Annotated in this window: 18 protein-coding genes; 16 read left to right on the forward strand and 2 right to left on the reverse strand. The window is 68.7% G+C overall.

Annotated elements, in window-relative coordinates:
- Positions 1-74: 74 nt before the first annotated feature.
- The 7 genes from HWD99_RS04495 to ilvC are packed head-to-tail and all read left to right on the forward strand — an operon-like array spanning position 75 to position 8,826.
- Positions 75-1,361, forward strand: a complete 1,287-nt coding sequence (locus tag HWD99_RS04495; protein WP_241795047.1) for an MFS transporter — start codon at positions 75-77, stop codon at positions 1,359-1,361.
- Between the two features lie 31 nt (positions 1,362-1,392).
- Positions 1,393-2,802 (forward strand): trehalose-6-phosphate synthase, encoded by a 1,410-nt coding sequence (locus HWD99_RS04500; protein WP_241795048.1) that lies wholly within the window; start codon positions 1,393-1,395, stop codon positions 2,800-2,802.
- A 46-nt stretch (positions 2,803-2,848) separates the two neighbouring features.
- Positions 2,849-3,646 carry a trehalose-phosphatase gene (gene otsB, locus HWD99_RS04505; RefSeq protein WP_241795049.1) on the forward strand — a complete coding sequence of 266 codons (798 nt, stop codon included), beginning with the start codon at positions 2,849-2,851 and terminating at the stop codon, positions 3,644-3,646.
- Positions 3,647-3,655: 9 nt separating this feature from the next.
- Positions 3,656-5,374 (forward strand): dihydroxy-acid dehydratase, encoded by a 1,719-nt coding sequence (ilvD, locus tag HWD99_RS04510; RefSeq protein WP_241795050.1) that lies wholly within the window; start codon positions 3,656-3,658, stop codon positions 5,372-5,374.
- Between the two features lie 60 nt (positions 5,375-5,434).
- Positions 5,435-7,237 (forward strand): acetolactate synthase large subunit, encoded by a 1,803-nt coding sequence (locus tag HWD99_RS04515; RefSeq protein ID WP_241795051.1) that lies wholly within the window; start codon positions 5,435-5,437, stop codon positions 7,235-7,237.
- Positions 7,238-7,239: 2 nt separating this feature from the next.
- Positions 7,240-7,749: an acetolactate synthase small subunit gene (ilvN, locus tag HWD99_RS04520; protein WP_210097756.1), complete on the forward strand. Its 510-nt coding sequence runs from the start codon at positions 7,240-7,242 to the stop codon at positions 7,747-7,749.
- 48 nt (positions 7,750-7,797) lie between these two features.
- On the forward strand, positions 7,798-8,826 hold the full coding sequence (gene ilvC, locus HWD99_RS04525; RefSeq protein WP_241795052.1) for a ketol-acid reductoisomerase: 1,029 nt from the start codon (positions 7,798-7,800) through the stop codon (positions 8,824-8,826).
- A gap of 142 nt (positions 8,827-8,968) precedes the next feature.
- Here ilvC and HWD99_RS04530 read toward each other — a convergent pair whose 3' ends face one another.
- A complete protein-coding gene (locus HWD99_RS04530; protein ID WP_241795053.1) occupies positions 8,969-9,901 on the reverse strand; it encodes a hypothetical protein in 933 nt (310 codons plus the stop codon).
- Between the two features lie 76 nt (positions 9,902-9,977).
- Here HWD99_RS04530 and HWD99_RS04535 point away from each other — a divergent pair, with 76 nt between their 5' ends.
- From HWD99_RS04535 to serA, 3 genes are all read left to right on the forward strand, one after another.
- Positions 9,978-10,508: a hypothetical protein gene (locus tag HWD99_RS04535; RefSeq protein ID WP_241795054.1), complete on the forward strand. Its 531-nt coding sequence runs from the start codon at positions 9,978-9,980 to the stop codon at positions 10,506-10,508.
- Entirely contained in the window at positions 10,505-10,858 is a 354-nt protein-coding gene (locus HWD99_RS04540; RefSeq protein ID WP_241795055.1) for a hypothetical protein, read from the forward strand. The genes HWD99_RS04535 and HWD99_RS04540 overlap by 4 nt, the downstream gene beginning before the upstream one ends.
- Positions 10,859-10,972: 114 nt before the next feature.
- The gene (gene serA / locus HWD99_RS04545; RefSeq protein ID WP_241795056.1) at positions 10,973-12,577 is read left to right on the forward strand and encodes a phosphoglycerate dehydrogenase; all 1,605 of its coding nucleotides are present in this window, start codon (positions 10,973-10,975) and stop codon (positions 12,575-12,577) included.
- A gap of 81 nt (positions 12,578-12,658) precedes the next feature.
- On the opposite strand, the gene HWD99_RS04550 is transcribed toward serA, so the two are convergent.
- Entirely contained in the window at positions 12,659-13,204 is a 546-nt protein-coding gene (locus tag HWD99_RS04550; RefSeq protein ID WP_241795057.1) for a TetR/AcrR family transcriptional regulator, read from the reverse strand.
- Positions 13,205-13,315: 111 nt separating this feature from the next.
- On the opposite strand from HWD99_RS04550, the gene HWD99_RS04555 reads away from it, so the two are divergent.
- The 6 genes from HWD99_RS04555 to HWD99_RS04580 all read left to right on the forward strand — a co-directional run bounded on the left by HWD99_RS04555 (position 13,316) and on the right by HWD99_RS04580 (position 20,002).
- Positions 13,316-14,851: an MFS transporter gene (locus tag HWD99_RS04555; RefSeq protein WP_241795058.1), complete on the forward strand. Its 1,536-nt coding sequence runs from the start codon at positions 13,316-13,318 to the stop codon at positions 14,849-14,851.
- 70 nt (positions 14,852-14,921) lie between these two features.
- Positions 14,922-15,965 (forward strand): 3-isopropylmalate dehydrogenase, encoded by a 1,044-nt coding sequence (locus HWD99_RS04560; protein ID WP_241795059.1) that lies wholly within the window; start codon positions 14,922-14,924, stop codon positions 15,963-15,965.
- Between the two features lie 59 nt (positions 15,966-16,024).
- Positions 16,025-17,125, forward strand: coding sequence for a branched-chain amino acid aminotransferase (locus HWD99_RS04565; RefSeq protein ID WP_241795060.1), 1,101 nt, complete (start codon positions 16,025-16,027; stop codon positions 17,123-17,125).
- Positions 17,126-17,208: 83 nt separating this feature from the next.
- Positions 17,209-17,985, forward strand: coding sequence for a fumarylacetoacetate hydrolase family protein (locus tag HWD99_RS04570; RefSeq protein ID WP_241795061.1), 777 nt, complete (start codon positions 17,209-17,211; stop codon positions 17,983-17,985).
- A complete protein-coding gene (locus HWD99_RS04575; RefSeq protein ID WP_241795062.1) occupies positions 17,982-19,241 on the forward strand; it encodes an MFS transporter in 1,260 nt (419 codons plus the stop codon). Before HWD99_RS04570 ends, HWD99_RS04575 begins: the two co-directional genes overlap by 4 nt.
- A complete protein-coding gene (locus tag HWD99_RS04580; protein WP_241795063.1) occupies positions 19,238-20,002 on the forward strand; it encodes a class I SAM-dependent methyltransferase in 765 nt (254 codons plus the stop codon). Before HWD99_RS04575 ends, HWD99_RS04580 begins: the two co-directional genes overlap by 4 nt.
- The last annotated feature ends 45 nt before the right edge of the window (positions 20,003-20,047 follow it).

Below are 20,047 nucleotides of genomic sequence, written 5' to 3' on the forward strand. Positions count from 1 at the left end.
TGTATCTACCGGCCGTCGGCTCCCCGGCGGACAGCGGCGGCACCCGACCCCGCGTCTCCGGGCGCGCGAGAGCCATGACACACGCATCATCACAGGAGCGATCCGACATCCGCACGCAGGCGACGGATGCGCCCAGCCTCCTCCGCATCGCGGGCCTGCCCTATTTCCTGATCGCGTTCGTCGCGCGACTGCCCTTCGCCATGATGGTCGTCGGCGTCCTGACCGTCGTCGTCTCGGCACGTGGGTCGCTGTCGCTCGGCGGACTCACCTCTGCCGCGGTGGGACTGGGCACCGCCTGCTTCGGACCGCTGCTCGGCGCTGCGGCCGATCGATTCGGCCAGCGGACCGTCCTGCTGATCCTGGCGATCGCGAACGGCGCGATGCTCGTGCTGTTCACCGTCGTCGTGTACGCAGGGGCTGCTGACGCCCTGGTGCTGATCTCCGCGTTCGGGATCGGTGCGACGGCTCCTCAGGTCGCGCCGATGTCGCGGTCCCGGCTCGTCACGATGATCGCGGACCGCATGCCCGAGGCGGTGCGGACCCGGACCACCTCGGGGACGATGGCCTACGAATCGGCTGCGGACGAGACGGTCTTCGTCTTCGGTCCCTTCATCGTGGGCGTCCTCGCGTCGGCCCTGGCCCCCTGGGCACCGCTCGTGGGTGCCGCGGTGCTGACCGTGATCTTCGTCGGCGCTTTCGCGCTGCACCCCAGCGCCCGTGCCGTGTCCGCGCACCGCGACAGCGACGGCCGCGCACCGTCCGCCGTGTCCGAGCTGTTCCGACCGCGCCTGCTGATCGTCGTCGTCGGCATCCTCGGCGTCGGGATGTTCTTCGGCACCATGCTCACGTCGCTGACATCGTTCATGGCCGACCGCGGAGCCCCCGAGCAGGCAGGACTGCTGTACGGAGTGATGGGCGTCGGCTCGGCGATCCTCGCTCTCGGCGTCGCCTGGCTCCCGGCACGGTTCTCGCTGCGCGGGCGCTGGCTGGTGTTCTCCGGCATCCTGCTCGCAGGCAGTCTGCTGCTGCTCGTCGTCGACACGCCGGCGACGATGATGCTCGCTCTCGCGATCATGGGCATCGGCATCGGACCGACGCTGGTCACCCAGTACAGCTTCGGAGCCGCGCGGAGTCCGCTCGGCCGCTCGGCGACCGTCATGACGATGCTCGGTTCCGGCATCGTGGTCGGTCAGTCGCTCGGCGCCGCAGTCGCAGGAGAGCTCGCCGAGAGCGCGGGAACCGGCAGCGCCCTTCTCCTTCCGATCATCGCCGCCGGAGTAGCCTTCGCGGCGGGGCTTGTCAACTGGCGGCTGAGTGCGACCGCCTCTCGCGTACGCTCGGAAAGAGCCTCGGTAGCCTGAGGTTCGTCCCCACTGCATCGTCAGGAGCCCCATGCCAGCCGCAGATTTCGTCGTCGTCGCCAACCGACTCCCCGTCGACCGGGTGGTGGGTCCCGACGGCGAGGACGAGTGGCGGACGTCTCCGGGTGGCCTCGTCGCGGCACTCGAGCCGATGATGCGCAGCGCGCACGGCGCCTGGGTGGGATGGCCGGGGCAACCCGACGTCGATCTCGAGCCGTTCGAGATCAACGGGATCGACCTGGTGCCCGTTCCGCTCAGCACCGAAGAGGTCGCCGACTACTACGAGGGCTTCGCCAACGACACGATCTGGCCGCTGTACCACGACGTGATCGCCCCGCCGCAGTACCACCGCGAATGGTGGGACGCGTACGTACGGGTGAATCGTCGGTTCGCCGAGGCCGCGGCCGCCGTCGCCGCTCCGAACGGCACGGTCTGGATCCACGACTACCAGCTCCAGCTGGTGCCCCAGATGATCCGGGAGATCCGCTCCGACGTCACCATCGGCTACTTCCACCACATCCCGTTCCCCGCTCACGGTCTCTACGCTCAGCTCCCGTGGCGCGATCAGGTGCTGACCGGTCTTCTCGGAGCCGACGTCATCGGATTCCAGCGGGCGCAGGACGCGACGTACTTCCTCACCGCTGTCCGCCGCCGACTGCGGTACGAGGTCAAGGGCTCGGCAGTCGCGATCCCGACCGCCGACGGCGGGTCCCGCACGGCGATCGCCAGAGCGTTCCCGATCTCGATCGACACGACGCCGTACCTCGAGCTCGCGGCACGTCCCGATGTGCGGGCTCGGGCCGCGGAGATCAGGGAGAGTCTCGGAAATCCCAAGAAGATCCTCCTCGGTGTCGACCGCCTCGACTACACCAAGGGCATCCGGCATCGCATCAAGGCTTACGGAGAGCTCCTCGAAGACGGCCTGCTCAGCGTCGAGGACGTCACGTTCGTCCAGGTGGCGAGTCCGAGTCGGGAGCGCGTCGACGCGTACGTGCATCTGCGCGATGAGATCGAGCTCGCCGTCGGACGGATCAACGGCGACCACGACACCATGGGGCACACCGCGATCCGCTACCTCCACCAGGGATATCCGCGGGAGGAGATGGTCGCGCTCTACCTCGCCGCGGATGTCATGCTCGTCACGGCCCTCCGCGACGGCATGAACCTCGTGGCCAAGGAGTATGTGGCCACCCGCGCCGACAATCGAGGCGTGCTCGTGCTGAGCGAGTTCACGGGCGCCGCCGATGAGCTGCGGCAGGCCGTGCGGGTGAACCCGCACGACATCGCAGGTCTGAAGGACGCGATCATGACGGCCGTCGCGATGACACCGGCGGAGCAGGGCAAGCGGATGCGCTCGCTGCGCCGCCGCGTGCTGGAGAACGACGTCGACGCCTGGTCCTCGTCCTTCCTCCGCGCGCTGGCGGACATCCGCCAGCGGTGATGCCGCCGAGGCACTGAGACAACATCCCGTATCGATTGGAGTACCCGTGACCCGCAGCTGGACCCCTGGATCGCCCGACGCAGCGCTGAGCGCCATCGCAGCCACGCCACGACTGGTCGTGGCCCTCGACTTCGACGGCACCGCCTCTCCGCTCGTTCCGGATCCGATGGCCGCTCGGGCGCTGCCCGAGGTGGCCGAGCAGGTCGCGCGTCTCGCTGAGCTCCCCGGCACCGTGGTGGCCTATGTCTCGGGCCGAAGCATGCACGATCTGCGGGTGATCACGGAGCACACCGATGATTCCCTGATCGCCCTCGCAGGCTCGCATGGTGCGCAGTACTGGTACCCCGGGTCGGGGGATGCGGACGCCACCGGACCCGAGACGGCGGCGGGGGAGCGCGAAGCCCTGTGGGCGGCCGCGCGTCCGATCATCGATCGCTACGAGGGTGCGGAGTTCGAGCCGAAGACGTTCGGGATGGGCGTGCACACCCGCACGGCGACGCCCGAGATCGAGCAGCAGGTGTTCGCCGAGATCGATGCTCTCGCCGCGGAGAGGTTCCCGCACTGGCGGCGCCGCGCCGGTCACCGGGTGCTCGAGTTCTCGTCACGCACCGAGGGCAAGGATGCGGCGATGGCCGCGCTCCGTCAGCACTTCGACGCGACCGGCATCCTGTTCGCGGGCGACGACGTCACGGATGAGGACGCGATGCGCGTGCTCACCGCCGACGATCTGGGCGTGCGCGTCGGTCCCGGCGAGAGCGTGGCGACCCTTCGTGTGGAGAATCCACAAGAGATCGCCCTTCTTCTCGAAGCCCTCGCGGACGAGAGAGCCTCTCAGCGGGAATAGACTTCCGTCATGTCCTCGCATGACCCCTCCACCAGCGCGCCCATCGACATCAAGCCCCGCAGCCGCGTCGTCACCGACGGCATCGAGGCGACGACCTCCCGAGGCATGCTCCGTGCCGTCGGGATGGGAGACGCCGACTGGGACAAGCCCCAGATCGGAATCGCGTCGAGCTGGAACGAGATCACTCCCTGCAACCTGAGCCTCGACCGCCTGGCGCAGGGAGCCAAGGAAGGCGTGCACTCGGGCGGTGGCTACCCGCTGCAGTTCGGCACGATCTCCGTCTCCGACGGCATCTCGATGGGTCACGAGGGAATGCACTTCTCGCTCGTGTCGCGCGAGGTCATCGCCGACTCCGTCGAGACGGTCATGATGGCCGAGCGACTCGACGGGTCCGTCCTGCTCGCCGGCTGCGACAAGTCGATCCCCGGCATGCTCATGGCCAGTGCCCGCCTCGACCTGTCGAGCGTGTTCCTCTACGCCGGATCCATCGCTCCCGGGTGGGTGAAGCTGTCCGACGGCACTGAGAAGGACGTCACCATCATCGACTCCTTCGAGGCCGTCGGCGCGTGCCGGGCAGGGCTCATGAGCGAAGAGGACCTCAAGCGCATCGAGTGTGCGATCGCGCCGGGTGAAGGCGCCTGCGGAGGCATGTACACCGCCAACACGATGGCATCCGTCGCCGAGGCGCTCGGCCTGAGCCTGCCCGGCTCGGCCGCGCCGCCCGCAGCTGACCGTCGCCGCGACTACTTCGCGCACCGTTCCGGCGAGGCCGTCGTGAACCTGCTTCGCCAGGGCATCACGACCCGCGACATCCTCACCAAGGAGGCTTTCGAGAACGCGATCGCCCTCGCGATGGCTCTCGGCGGCTCGACCAACGTGGTCCTGCACCTCCTCGCGATCGCCCGCGAGGCCGAGGTCGACCTGAGCCTGCACGACTTCAACCGCATCGGCGACAAGGTCCCGCACGTCGCGGACATGAAGCCCTTCGGCAAGTACGTCATGAACGACGTCGACCGCCACGGCGGCATCCCCGTGATCATGAAGGCGATGCTCGACGAGGGGCTGCTGCACGGAGACGCCCTCACCGTGACCGGCAAGACGCTCGCAGAGAACCTCGCAGACCTCGACCCGCAGCCGATCGACGGTGAGGTCATCCACACGTTCGACAACCCGATCCACGCCACCGGCGGCCTGACGATCCTGCACGGATCGCTGGCGCCCGAGGGTGCCGTCGTGAAGACCGCAGGCTTCGACGCCGCGGTCTTCGAGGGCCCCGCCCGCGTGTTCGAGCGCGAGCGCGCCGCGATGGATGCGGTCGCGAACGGCGAGATCGAGGCGGGCACCGTGATCGTCATCCGCTACGAAGGACCCAAGGGCGGTCCGGGTATGCGCGAGATGCTCGCGATCACCGCGGCCATCAAGGGCGCGGGGCTCGGAAAAGATGTACTACTCTTGACTGACGGACGATTCTCAGGCGGCACAACCGGCCTGTGCATCGGCCACATAGCACCCGAAGCGGTGGACGCAGGTCCTATCGCCTTCGTGCGCGATGGTGATCTGATACGGGTCGATATCGCAGCTCGCTCTCTCGACCTACTCGTCGACGAGGCGGAGCTCGCCTCCCGCCGCTCTGGCTGGGAGCCGCTACCCCCGCGCTATACCCGTGGCGTTCTTGCCAAGTACTCGCGTCTCGTGCGGTCCGCCGCCGAGGGCGCGACGACCGGCTGATCCGCGTCGGCTCCGGGCCCCGGCCTCCGACGTCGCCAACAGACCATCAGAAGGAGTGTCATGACTGCTGACACCGTCTCGGCTGTGCCGAGGCCGCCCGCCCCCAAGTCCGCCGCACCGGAGATCTCCGGTGCCGAGGCCGTCGTCCGCACCCTGGAGCTCCTCGGCGTCAAGGACGTCTTCGGGCTCCCGGGCGGCGCCATCCTCCCCGTCTACGACCCGCTCATGGATGCGTCCGAGCTCCGGCACATCCTGGTGCGCCACGAGCAGGGCGCCGGCCACGCCGCCGAGGGCTACGCGTCGTCGTCGGGCAAGGTCGGCGTGTGCATCGCGACGTCCGGACCGGGAGCGACCAACCTCGTCACCGCGATCGCGGACGCCTACATGGACTCGGTGCCGCTGCTCGCGATCACCGGTCAGGTGTTCTCGACGCTGATGGGCACGGACGCGTTCCAGGAGGCCGACATCGTGGGCATCACCATGCCGGTGACGAAGCACTCGTTCCTGGTGAAGGACGCATCCGAGATCCCCGGCGCCCTCGCCGCGGCGTACGAGATCGCCTCGACGGGTCGTCCCGGCCCCGTTCTCGTGGACATCACGAAGGACGCGCAGCAGGCGATGGCGCCGTTCATCTGGCCCGCGAAGATCGAGCTGCCGGGCTACCGGCCCGTGACCAAGGCCCACGGCAAGCAGATCCAGGCGGCTGCCGCGCTTCTCGCCGAGGCCAAGAAGCCGGTGCTGTACGTCGGCGGCGGCGTGATCCGCGGTCGCGCGTCGGCCGAGCTGCTGGCCCTCGCCGAGACCACGAACGCGCCCGTCGTGACCACGCTGATGGCACGCGGCGCGTTCCCCGACTCCCACCAGCAGCACCTGGGGATGCCGGGCATGCACGGCACGGTCCCCGCGGTGCTCGCGCTGCAGGAGGCCGACCTGATCGTGTCGCTCGGCGCCCGCTTCGATGATCGCGTGACCGGCAAGGCCGCGCTCTTCGCGCCGAACGCCAAGGTCGTGCACGTCGACATCGATCCCGCCGAGATCTCCAAGATCCGCATGGCCGATGTGCCGATCGTGGGCGACGTGCGCGATGTGCTCGCGGACCTCGAGTCGGCGTTCCGGACCGCGATCGGGACGGACGCGCCCGACACCGAGGAATGGTGGTCGTACCTCGACGGACTCCGCACCGAGTTCCCCCTCGGCTACGCGCCCACGACCGACGGTCTGCTCGCCCCGCAGCACGTGATCCAGCGGATCGGTGAACTCACCGGCCCCGAGGGCATCTACGCCGCGGGCGTCGGGCAGCACCAGATGTGGGCCGCGCAGTTCATCAAGTACGAGCGCCCCAACGCCTGGCTGAACTCCGGGGGAGCGGGCACGATGGGCTACTCCGTGCCTGCTGCGATGGGTGCCAAGGTCGCCGAGCCCGACCGTGTGGTGTGGGCGATCGACGGTGACGGATGCTTCCAGATGACCAATCAGGAGCTCGCCACCTGCGCGATCAACAACATCCCGATCAAGGTCGCGATCATCAACAACTCCTCGCTCGGCATGGTGCGCCAGTGGCAGACGCTGTTCTACGACGGCCGCCACTCGAACACCGACCTCAACACCGGGCACGGCACCGTGCGCATCCCCGACTTCGTGAAGCTCGCCGAGGCCTACGGCTGCCTCGCGATCCGCGTGGAGAAGGAAGAGGAGGTGGATGCCGCGATCAAGCTCGCCCTCGAGACGAACGACCGGCCCGTCGTCATCGACTTCGTCGTCAGCGCGGACTCCATGGTCTGGCCGATGGTTCCCCAGGGCGTGAGCAACAGCTACGTCCAGTACGCCCGCGAGCACGCGCCCGCATTCGACGAGGAGGACTGACCATGTCGACTCACGTGCTGAGCCTCCTCGTGGAGAACACCCCCGGTCTGCTGACCCGTGTCGCAGGTCTGTTCGCGCGCCGCGGCTTCAACATCGACTCGCTCGCGGTGGGCGTGACCGAGGTGCCCGGCATCTCGCGCATCACCGTGGTCGTCGACCTCGAGGACCTTCCTCTCGAGCAGGTGACGAAGCAGCTCAACAAGCTGATCAACGTCATCAAGATCGTGGAGCTCGACTTCCCGACCTCGGTGCAGCGCGAGCACATGCTCGTCAAGGTCCGCACCGACAACGCGACGCGGTCGAACGTCATCGAGGTCGCGAACCTGTTCCGCGCCTCGGTCGTGGACTACGCCTCCGACGCGCTCGTGATCGAGGTCACCGGCGACCGGGGCAAGGTCGACGCGCTGCTGCGCGCGCTCGAGCCCTTCGGCATCAAGGAGATCGCGCAGTCGGGTCTCCTCGCCATCGGCCGCGGCGGCAAGAGCATCACCGAGCGCGTCCTGCGCGGCTGATTCCGAACTTTCACACACGTACACGAACATCAATCAAGGAGAAAACCAGTGAGCACCGAGATCTTCTACGACGCAGACGCCGATCTGTCGATCATCCAGGGCAAGAAGGTCGCCATCGTCGGCTACGGCTCGCAGGGGCACGCGCACGCGCAGAACCTTCGCGACTCCGGCGTCGAGGTCGCGATCGCTCTCAAGGAGGGGTCGAAGTCCGCGCCGAAGGCAGAGGAGGCCGGATTCGCGGTCAAGACGGTCGCCGAGGCGACGAAGTGGGCCGATCTCATCATGATCCTCGCGCCGGACCAGCACCAGCGCGGCATCTACAGCGAGTCGATCGCCCCGAACCTGACCGAGGGCAAGACCCTCGCGTTCGCGCACGGCTTCAACATCCGCTTCGGCTACATCGACGCTCCCGAGGGCGTCGACGTCATCCTCGTCGCTCCGAAGGCACCGGGTCACACCGTGCGCCGCGAGTTCGTCGCCGGCCGCGGCATCCCCGACATCATCGCGGTCGAGCGCGATGCCTCGGGCAACGCCTGGGCGACCGCGCTGTCGTACGCCAAGGCGATCGGCGGCACCCGCGCCGGTGTCATCAAGACCACGTTCACGGAAGAGACCGAGACCGACCTGTTCGGCGAGCAGGCCGTGCTCTGCGGTGGTGTCAGCCACCTCGTGCAGGCGGGCTTCGAGACGCTGACCGAGGCGGGCTACCAGCCGCAGATCGCGTACTTCGAGGTGCTCCACGAGCTCAAGCTCATCGTCGACCTCATGTGGGAGGGCGGCATCGCCAAGCAGCGCTGGTCGATCTCCGACACGGCAGAGTACGGCGACTACGTCTCGGGCCCCCGCGTCGTGACGCCGGAGGTCAAGGACTCGATGAAGGCGATCCTCGCCGACATCCAGAGCGGTGCCTTCGCGAAGCGCTTCATCGACGACCAGGACAACGGCGCCGAGGAGTTCCTGGCCCTTCGCGCCAAGGAGGAGAAGCACCCGATCGAGGAGACCGGCAAGGAGCTGCGCTCGCTCTTCGCCTGGAAGCAGCAGGACGAGGACTACGTCGACGGCAGCGCCGCACGCTGACGCCGAGTCCTCCTCCGACGGAACGGGCATCCCTTCGGGGGTGCCCGTTCCGCGTATCCGCCGCTCGTATCCGGAGCGAGACACCGTGGTACGAGGAAGGGCCCGACGCGATCCGCGCCGGGCCCTTCGTCGTGTCCGAGGGCTATTCGACGGGCGCGTCCTCGACGGTGATGGGGGCGTCAGCCGGATCTGCCCAGACCGGAGCCGGAAGCAGCGTGTCGACCTGACCGGCCTGGATCTCGCGCAGGGCGGCCTCGATGTCGTCCGCATTCTCGGGGACCGCCAGACCACAGGTCCGCAGCTCGGAGGCGAACTTCAGGGTGAGACGGCTCTTGCCGGCCTCGACCGCCTCGGCTGTCGTGCCCGTGCGCTTCTCGCTGCCGGTCTGGATATCGGACACCTCGTCGCACACGTGATAGACCGCGCCCCCGTCGACCCAGACGACCTCGTCCTTGCCGAGCAGCTGGATCACGGTCGACTGGTCAGCGGTGTACTGCTCGACGGAGGGCGGGCTGAAGTCGACGCCGATGACGGTCGCGAGGACGGCGAGAACGATTCCGACGACGCCCGCGGTCGCCTTCTGTCCCTTGTCCATGTCCTTGTTCAGGAAGATCAGGATGATCAGTGGCAGGAACGCGACGATCGCGATGATGGCGCCGAGCTGGTTCTGCACGAAGAAGCGCACCGTCTCGGACTTCCGCGCCGGGTCGAGGCGATTCGCCTTCTTCCAGAGGATCGAGCCGGTGATCGCAAGCGCCGCGATGACGACGAGCAGTACGAGCAGTGTGATGAAGGCCCACTGGGGGAACTGCGCGCTGACGCCCTGCTCCTCGAGGAGACCGGTATCGGGGTCGCGCACGAGAGCGCCGTCTTCGCCCACGTATTCGCGCTGACGCAGCAGCCAGAAGATCCCGACGGCCTCGGCCGCGATGGCGATGGCCCAGAGGGCTCCGGCGATCCACCGGAAGGTCGTCGCCTTCGACTTCGCCGCAGCGGTGGGCTTCCACCCCGCGGCCGGCTCGCTGACGGGGCCACCCGCTGCGCTCTGCTCGACGTGCTTGCTCTGCTCTGCCACGGTGGTCCCTCTCGCCGGGGCCTCAGCGGCCCAGATGCCCCCGAGCATAGTGGACGCCGTGTCCTACGCTGGGGACATGACTTCCGATTCCGATGACGCCCTGAGCTGGGACGGAGACGACAGCGATGCTCCGGCGAGACCCGCGCCGGGGGAGCGATCTTCGAAGGCCGAACGGCCCGCGAGATCGCCCCAGAGTGCTCCGGAGTCGACGGGGTCCGCGCCGGACGCGGACCTTCCCGACGGGTGGACGGCGGTCGGTGGAGGCAGCGAGACGACCTCATCCGTCACGGTGGGCCGCGAGGATGCCACGCCGCTCAGCACCGGGATGCTGCTGACTCTCGGCATCGTCGGCGGCATCTACCTGCTCTACAGCGTGGGGTGGGTCGTCGGCGGGTTGCGTCTCAAGCCGCTCGCCAACCTCATCGTCGCCGACGCGATGTACGTGCCATGGTTCATCCTCGCCGTAGCTGCTCCCGCGCTGTGGTTCCTCGCCGTGTGGGTGCTGACCAGGGCGAAGGCGGGCTGGATCCGCATCGCGCTCCTTCTGGTCGGGGTCGTGCTGCTCGTGCCGTGGCCGTTCGTGACTGTGGGGGTGATCGGCTCATGACCGGATCGAAGACGGAAACGTCGTCGACGTCCGGCGCTCCGCGCTGGCTCAGCGCCGTGGTGCTCGGGTTCGCAGGCCTCTTCTACGCGTATGCGATCTGGAACGCCGTGGCGCACCTCGTCTCGATGGCCCAGAACGGCCTGACGGGCGTCGGATGGGTGACGCTTCTCTTCGGAGTCGTCTTCCCCGCCATCGTGTTCGTGTTCGCGTATGCCATCGGCAGGCGGCGTAACGCGGGCGAACTCGGGCTCGTGCTGCTGGCCGGCCTCGGGATCGTGGCGGTGTTCTGGCTCAGTCTCATCGGCTACAGCGTCCTCAACATGTCGGATCTGGTGACGGCCGCATCGTGATCCGGGGCGTCACACGGCACGGAGGAGCAGGAGCGCTCGGGTACAGTTGAAGTGATCGCGCCCCCACGGTGTGCGGCGCATCGGCCCCCTGTCGCGCTGCCCCGAAGGATCCCTGTGCCGAAGCCCGTCGTGCTCCTCGCCGAAGTTCTCTCTCCCGCCACGATCGAGGCCCTCGGCCCCGATTTCGACGTCCGTGACGTCGACGGCACCGACCGCGAGGCGCTCTTCGCCTCGCTCGCGGATGCCGACGCGGTGCTCATCCGCTCGGCGACCCAGATCGACGAGGAGGCGCTCTCTCACGCGCCGAAGCTGAAGGTCGTGGCCCGCGCCGGAGTCGGACTCGACAATGTCGACATCAAGGCCGCGACGACGGCCGGCGTCATGGTCGTGAACGCACCGACCTCGAACATCGTCTCCGCCGCCGAGCTGACGGTCGGGCACATCCTCAGCCTCGCTCGCCGGATCCCGGCCGCGCACGCCTCCCTCGCCGCCGGTCAGTGGAAGCGCAGCTCGTTCACGGGCGCCGAGCTCTTCGAGAAGACCGTCGGCATCGTCGGCCTCGGCCGCATCGGAGCGCTCGTCGCGGCGCGCCTCGCGGCGTTCGACATGCGGGTCGTCGCGTACGACCCCTACGTCACCTCCGCCCGCGCGCAGCAGCTCGGCGTCCAGCTCCTCTCTCTCGACGAGCTGGTCGCGGAAGCGGACTTCCTGACGATCCACATGCCGAAGACGCCCGAGACGACCGGCATGATCGGCGCCGAGCAGTTCAAGGCCATGAAGCCCACGGCGTTCGTCGTCAACGTCGCCCGCGGCGGACTGATCGACGAAGAGGCGCTGCACGCGGCACTCGTCGCCGGCGAGATCGCGGGTGCGGGTCTCGATGTCTTCACGTCCGAGCCCCCGGCAGAGGGCGGCACGGCTCGTCCCCTGCTCGACCTCCCGAACGTGGTGGTGACCCCTCACCTCGGAGCCAGCACCGAAGAGGCGCAGGAGAAGGCCGGTGTGTCGGTCGCGCGCTCGGTGCGTCTCGCGCTCGGCGGCGACCTGGTGCCGGATGCCGTGAACGTCGCCGGCGGCGTGATCGACCCGTACGTCCGCCCCGGTATCTCGCTGGTGGAGAAGCTCGGCCAGATCTTCGCCGCTCTCGCGACGTCGCCGCTGACGAGCCTCGATGTCGAGGTGCACGGCGAGCTCAACGACTACGACGTGAGCGTGCTGAAGCTCGCCGCCCTCAAGGGGGTCTTCACGAACATCGTGAGCGAGACGGTCTCGTATGTGAACGCACCGCTGCTCGCCGAGCAGCGCGGCATCGCGGTCCGTCTGCTCAAGGACGACGTCAGCGACGAGTACCGCAACGTCATCACCCTGAGCGGCGCCCTCTCGGACGGTTCGCAGCTCTCGGTGTCCGGCACCCTCACCGGGCCGAAGCAGGCCGAGAAGCTGGTCGGGATCAACGGTCACGCCCTCGAGCTCCCGATCGAGAAGCACCACGTCGTGATGCTCTACACCGACCGCCCCGGAATCGTCGCCGTCTACGGTCAGAAGTTCGGCGAGGCCGGAGTCAACATCGCAGGCATGCAGATCTCGCGACTCGGCGCCGGCGACCAGGCGCTCAGCGTCGTGACGCTCGACTCCCCGGTGTCCGACGAGCTGCTCGCCGAGGTCAGCACCGCGATCGACGCCGATCTCTTCCGCCAGATCGAGATCACCGAGGTCTGAGCGCGGGGGAGACCCTCGAACCGACGGGAGCGGGAGGCAGCCGAGCGGCTGCCTCCCGCTCTGTTCGTGTGGCGTCGGGTGTCAGGGTGCCGTCGCACGCAGGACGAGCGCGATCAGGTCGGCGAGCTCGTCGCTCCGGGGCACGAGCCGCTCGGGTCCGTGCACATCGAGTGAGTTGTTGAAGTACAGCCCGTCGCTCAGCAGCATCACGAGGTCGAGACTCGCCGCATCTCGCACATGGGGGCGGATCGTGTCCGCCCACCGGTCTCTGTTGCGACGCAGGGCATCGGCAGCGGCGGTCGAGCCGCCCTGCGCGAGCCGGGTGGCGGCGATGAGAGCACGATCCAGCGCGTCGTCCTCCATGACGGAGGTGCGCACGTAATACGCGACCGGCCCCTCTTCCGCCGTCGTCATGCGCTCCAGATCCATCGTGGTGAGGGCATCGAGACGCTCGAGCAGACCGGCCGCGAGATCGTCCTTGGACCCGAAGTGATACAGAAGCCCGCCCTTCGAGACACCCGCGGCCTTGGCCGTCGCGTCGAGGGTGGCCGCGCGCTCACCGTCCTCGATGACGATCGACTCGAACGCGTCGAGGACGCGTTCGCGGGCCAGTGGAGGTCGGGGCATCGGGGATCCTCTGTTCGTCTCGCATCACAGTAGCGCGGCCGTGTGACGATTCTGTTACTATACCATCTGGACGGTTTAGTAACGATGCCGTCGTGATCTGAGAGGTGTTCCATGACCCGTACTGCGTCGATCCCGACGACAGAGACGGATGCTCCCCGCGTCGGAGCCCGGGGCTGGGCGGCGCTCGTCGTCCTCATGCTTCCGGTCCTCCTGGTGTCGGTGGACAACACGGTGCTGAGCTTCGCGCTCCCCGAGATCTCCATCGCGCTCGCGCCCACCGGCGCCGAGCAGCTGTGGATCATCGACGTCTACCCGCTCGTGCTGGCCGGGCTCCTCGTCACGATGGGCACGCTCGGCGACCGCTTCGGGCGCCGCCGCATGCTCCTCATCGGCGCGACCGGTTTCGCGGCGGTGTCCGCCCTCGCCGCCTTCGCTCCGACCGCCGGTCTGCTCATCGCCGCCCGTGCACTGCTCGGCTTCTTCGGCGCGATGCTGATGCCGTCGACGCTGTCGCTCCTGCGCTCGATCTTCCAGAACCGCGATCAGCGACGCCTCGCGATCGCCGTGTGGGCGTCGGCCTTCTCGGCAGGATCCGCGCTCGGCCCGATCGTGGGCGGTTTCCTGCTCGAGCACTTCGACTGGGGGTCGGTGTTCCTGATCGCCGTGCCCGTGCTCATCCCTCTGCTCATCGCCGCACCGCTGCTCGTGCCCGAGAGTCGCGACCCGCACCCCGGCCGCATCGACATCGTCAGCATCGTCCTGTCGATGGCGGCGATGATCCCCGTCGTATACGCGATCAAGTCGCTCGCCGTCGACGGGCTGAGTCTGACCGCGGGTGCCTGGGCGCTGCTCGGCGTCGCCATGGGCTACCTGTTCGTCCGGCGCCAGCTGCGCGCGGAGGTGCCGATGCTCGACATGGCCCTGTTCCGCCGCGGATCGTTCTCCGGGGCGATCCTGGTGAACCTGCTGAGCGTGGTCGCTCTGGTCGGCTTCCTCTACTTCGTCTCCCAGCACCTCCAGCTGGTCCTGGGGCTCTCGCCGATGACCGCCGGTGCGGCGCTGGTCCCCGGAATGGTCGCGATGATCGTGGCCGGCCTCTCAGTCGTACCGATCTCGCGCCGCGTGCGTCCTCACATCCTCGTTCCCGCCGGTCTCGCGTTCTCCGTGGCCGGGTACCTGCTCGTCGCGTTCACGACGGAGGACCACGGCGTCGCGCCGCTGATCCTCGCGTTCGTGGTGCTGGGAATCGGCATCGGCGCCGCCGAGACGATCTCGAACGAGCTCATCCTCTCGAGCGCTCCCGCCGAGAAGGCCGGCGCCGCGAGCGCGGTGTCGGAGACCGCGTACGAGCTCGGGGCGGTGCTCGGCACCGCGGTGCTCGGTGGCCTCATCACCGCGTTCTATCGAGGGGCGCTGGTCGTGCCGGCCGGCATTCCGGCCGAGGCGGCGAACGCGGCGAAGGAGACGCTCGCCGGGGCCTACACGGCTGCGCAGGACCTTCCGGCTCAGCTCGGCGAGGCGCTGTGGGATGCCGCATCCGCCGCCTTCGGCTCCGGCGTCCTGGTGACGTCGCTGATCGGCGCCGGACTGGTGATCATCGCCGGGGTCATCGCGGCTGTCACACTGCGCAAGACCCCCTCGCACTGACCAGTACGCTGGGAGGACCGGCGACGCTCGTGCCCGAGCGTCGCCGGTCCATCCCGATGCAAGGAGTGTCATGTCGCGTGTCGTGAAGCTGGCCGTCATCCCCGGTGACGGAATCGGCCCAGAGGTCGTCGCCGAGGCCGAGAAGGTGCTCGATGCGGTGACCGCGTCCAGCGATGTGACCTTCGACAAGACCCGCTTCGCTCTCGGAGCCGCCCGGTACCTCGAGACCGGTGACACGCTCACGGATGACGACCTCCGGGCGATCTCCGCCCACGACGCGATCCTGCTCGGGGCCGTCGGGGGCACTCCCGGCGACCCGCGTCTCCAGAACGCGAACATCGAGCGCGGCCTGCTGCTCAAGCTCCGCTTCACGCTCGACCACTACGTGAACCTGCGCCCCTCGAAGCTCTTCTCGGGTGCGTCGGGCCCGCTCGCCAACCCCGGTGAGATCGACTTCGTCGTGGTGCGCGAGGGCACCGAGGGGCCCTACGTGGGCAACGGCGGAGCGATCCGTCAGGGGACGCCGCACGAGGTCGCGAACGAGACCTCGGTGAACACCGCCTTCGGCGTCGAGCGCGTCGTGCGCTATGCCTTCGAGCTGGCAGAGCGGCGGAACAGGAAGCTGACCCTGGTGCACAAGACCAACGTGCTCGTGCACGCAGGGGCGATCTGGAAGCGCCTCGTCGACGAGATCGCCACGGAGCACCCCGAGGTGTCGGTCGACTACCTGCACGTCGACGCCGCGACGATCTTCCTCGTCACGGATCCTTCGCGCTTCGACGTGATCGTCACGGACAACCTCTTCGGCGACATCCTCACCGACCTCGCGGGTGCGGTGACAGGCGGAATCGGTCTGGCGGCGTCGGGGAACATCAACCCCGACGGCGCGTTCCCCTCGATGTTCGAGCCCGTGCACGGCTCCGCTCCTGACATCGCAGGACAGCAGAAGGCCGATCCGACCGCCGCGATCCTCTCGGTGGCTCTGCTGCTCGATCACCTCGGCCTCTCCGCCGAATCCGCGCGGGTGAGCGCCGCTGTCGAGGCGGACATCGCCGCCCGTACCGGAACGCGGACCACGGCCGAGATCGGCTCGGCGATCGCTGCACGGCTCTGAACGACAGGCGTAGGCTGACAGGGCGTGATGATGCGCGCACCCGGAAGAGAGAAGACGAGATGACGACCATCGATCGTGAGGCGACCGTGGCTCCGCTGGAGTTCGCGGTGACGAAGAACCTGAACGCGGCGACTCCGGCGCGTGTCGCCGAGGTACTGGAGGATCCCGGTTTCGGCGTCGTCTTCACCGATCACATGGTCGACATCTGCTGGTCGGCCAAGGGTGGCTGGCATCGCCCGCGGGTGCAGCCGTACGGCCCCATCCCGCTCGACCCGGCGGCCTCCGTTCTGCACTACGCGCAGGAGATCTTCGAGGGCATCAAGGCCTACCGCCACGCCGACGGCTCGATCCACACGTTCCGTCCTGATCGCAACGCCGCGCGCCTGCAGGCGAGCGCACGCCGACTCGCCCTGCCCGAGCTGCCCACCGAGTACTTCATCCAGTCGCTCCGTGAGCTCGTCGCGGTCGACGGCCGCTGGGTGCCGTCCGGCGCCGACCAGAGCCTCTACCTGCGGCCCTTCATGTTCGCCAAGGAGGCATTCCTCGGCGTGCGGGCAGCGCAGAAGGTCGCGTACTACGTGATCGCGAGCCCTGCGGGCGCGTACTTCAGCGGGGGAGTGAAGCCGGTGCGCATCTGGCTCTCCGAGGACTACGCACGCGCCGGCAAGGGCGGCACCGGGAAGGCGAAGACGGGCGGGAACTACGCCTCGAGCCTGCTCGCCCAGAGCGAGGCGTCGGCCCAGGGATGCGATCAGGTCGTGTTCCTGAACGAGCAGCGCTACGTCGAGGAGCTCGGCGGCATGAACGTCGTGTTCGTGTTCAAGGACGGCCGCGTCGTCACCCCGGAGTCCGACAGCATCCTCGAGGGGATCACGCGCGACTCGCTGCTGCAGCTCGCCGAGGACCGCGGCTACACGGTCGAGAAGCGGCCGATCTCGATCGACGAGTGGCGCGAGGGCGTGGCATCGGGCGACATCGTCGAGGTGTTCGCCTGTGGCACCGCTGCCGTCGTGACGCCGATCGGCGCTCTCGTCGGAGAGGGCTTCGACGAGGAGCAGCCGCTCGGCGAGCTGGCGCTGTCGCTGCGCGAGGAGCTCACCGACATCCAGTACGGCCGCCGCGAGGACAAGCACGGCTGGCTTCTGCGCCTCGACGCCTGAGGCCCGAACGATCGTCACGGACCCCGCTTGCGAACACTGCAAGCGGGGTCCGTTCGTCTGCGCGCCCTGGCTAGGCTGGAAGCATGAAGATCGCCCGATTCAGCCATGACGACGCCATCCTGTTCGGGATCGTCGATGACACCGACCTCGTCGTCCTCTCGGGCGATCCGCTCTTCGCGGGGTACGAGCCCACGGGAGACCGTGTGCCGATCGCGGACGCGGTGATCCTGGCCCCGGTGATCCCTCGCTCGAAGATCGTCTGCGTGGGGAAGAACTACCACGACCATGCCGCCGAGATGGGCGGAGCGGCCCCCGAGGAGCCGCTGCTGTTCCTCAAGCCCAACACCGCGGTGATCGGACCCGGCGACGTGATCGTGCGACCCTCGATCTCGGATCAGACCGAATACGAGGGCGAGCTCGCCGTCGTCATCGGCAAGGTCGCGAAGAACGTCACCAGGGCGGATGCGCTGGACCACGTGCTCGGCTACACGATCGCCAACGACGTGACCGCTCGCGACCTGCAGCGCAAGGACGGCCAGTGGTCGCGCGCGAAGGGATTCGACACGTTCTGCCCGCTCGGACCGACCATCAGCACGGACTTCGACCCGACGGCCGCGACGATCGAGACGCGGGTGAACGGGGAAGTACGACAGAAGGCTCCGCTGACCGACATGATCCACTCGGTCGAGGCGATCATCGAGCACGCGTCCGCGGTGTTCACGCTGTTGCCGGGCGACGTCATCCTCACGGGCACCCCGGCAGGCGTCGGCACGTTCGATGCGGGAGACACCGTCGAGGTCGAGATCACCGGACTGGGGATCCTGCGCAACACCGTGCGCGACGCCGTGCGGCCGTCATGAGCACCGCCGCTCTGACGGCGACCCAGCAGGCGGCGGTCCAGCGACGCACCGTGCTGGTGCTGTCGACCGGTCAGGTGCTCGGAGGGATCGCCTTCGGGGCGACGGTGTCTCTCGGAGCCCTGCTCGCGGCCGACCTCTCGGGCAGCGACGCGCTGTCCGGCCTCGCCACGGCATCGGTCACTCTCGGTGCCGCGCTGTGTGCGATACCGCTCGCACGTCTGGCCGGACGCGTGGGCCGACGGCGTGCTCTCACCCTCGGCAACCTGTTCGCGCTCGTCGGCATCGCGGTGGTGATCCTGGCCGCATCGCTGCGGCTCTTCCCGATGCTGCTGGTCGGAATCCTCATGATCGGCGCCGGGAACGCCGGCAACCTGCAGTCGCGATTCGCCGCCACCGACCTCGCAGCGCCGCAGCACCGCGGGCGGGATCTCTCGATCGTGGTGTGGGCCACGACGATCGGTGGCGTCGCGGGCCCCCTGCTTCTCGGGCCCGGTGAGATCGTCGGTGAGATCATCGGCATGCCGCCCCAGACGGGGTCGTACGCGTTCTCCTTCGTCGCCCAGCTCGCGGCGCTCATCCTCTATCTGATCGCGCTGCGGCCGGATCCGCTCCTCGCGGCCCAAGGGCTCGCCACGGCGGCAGCGGCAGCGACCGGGAAGGTGTTCGCCGACCGGCCGGTCGTGGCCCGGTACGCCATGTTCGCGGTGGCGGGATCGCATGTCGTGATGGCGTCGGTCATGGCCATGACCCCCGTGCATCTCGCGCACATGGCGCACGGCAGTCACGGGATGGCGCCGACTCCGGCCGACGTCTCCGCCCTCGTCGGGATCACCATCGCACTCCACGTCGGCGGGATGTACGCCCTGTCGCCCGTGTTCGGCATCCTCGCGGACCGGTGGGGGCGCCTGCGCGTCGTGCTGCTCGGACAGGTGCTGCTGGGCGGAGCGCTCGCCTTCGCCGTGTTCGTGAACGATCAGGAGTGGGGAGTGATGGTGGCCCTCATCCTGCTGGGGCTCGGGTGGAGCGCGGCGACCGTCGCGGGTGCGGCGCTTCTCACGGAATCCAGCGCTCCCGAGCTCCGAACCCGCCGTCAGGGGCGGAGCGATTCGCTGATGAGCCTGTCCGCCGCCGCGGGTGCCGTGCTGGCCGGCGTGATCCTGTCGAACTTCCAGTACGCCGGGCTCGGCATCGCGGCGTCCGTGCTGGTGATCGCGATCGTCGTGCTCTCACCGCTCGGGGTCTCGAAGGCGCGATGAAGGACTGGGCGGGGACAGGGCGCGCGTACGCCGACTCCTACGCCTCGCTGTGCGTGGGAACGGTGTCCGCGCTGCGTGAGTCTCTGGGCGACCCGGCCGGGCGCAGACTGCTCGACGTCGGCTCGGGTACAGGTCTTCTCGCCTCGGCGCTGACGGACGCCGGCTGGGACGTGACGGGGTGCGAACCGGAGCCGACGATGCGAACCGTGTCGCAGCACGACCATCCTGCGCTCACCGTCCGCGACGGCGCGCTTCCGCATCTGCCGTTCGCCGACGGGTCGTTCGACGCGGTCGTGGCGAACTTCGTGCTCAACCACGTCGCCGACCCTCGGGCATCGGCGGCCGAGCTCGCGCGAGTCTCCTCCGATCGCCTCGCGGCGACGATCTGGACGACGTCGCCGACGTGGCTGTGGCGTGAGGTGTGCGAGAGGGCGGGGCTCACGCCCGAGCAGGGGGAGCGCCTGTCGCCGGAGAAGGACTTCGAGCGGACCGTGGGCGGCTTCGAGGCGATGCTGACCGAGGCGGGGTGGCACGTGAGCGGGGCCATCGACCTCACCTGGACTTGGCACGCCGATCCGACGGCTCTCTGGATATCGGCCGAGGGTGGCGTCGGGGGAGCAGGCCTGTTCTTCCGCGCGCTCGCGCCCGCGGGGCGCGTCTCGTTCCGTCGCGCATTCGACGCGGTCTGCGCGGAGCGATCGGTCGACGGACTCGTGCCGCTGCTGCACTCCGCGGCCGTGGCGGTCGGCAGCCCTCGCTGACCGGGGTCGTCGTGGCGGAGACCTCGCCCGGAGACGTCGGTCGGG

Source organism: Microbacterium sp. C5A9 (assembly GCF_022627955.1).
Classification (GTDB): Bacteria; Actinomycetota; Actinomycetes; order Actinomycetales; family Microbacteriaceae; genus Microbacterium.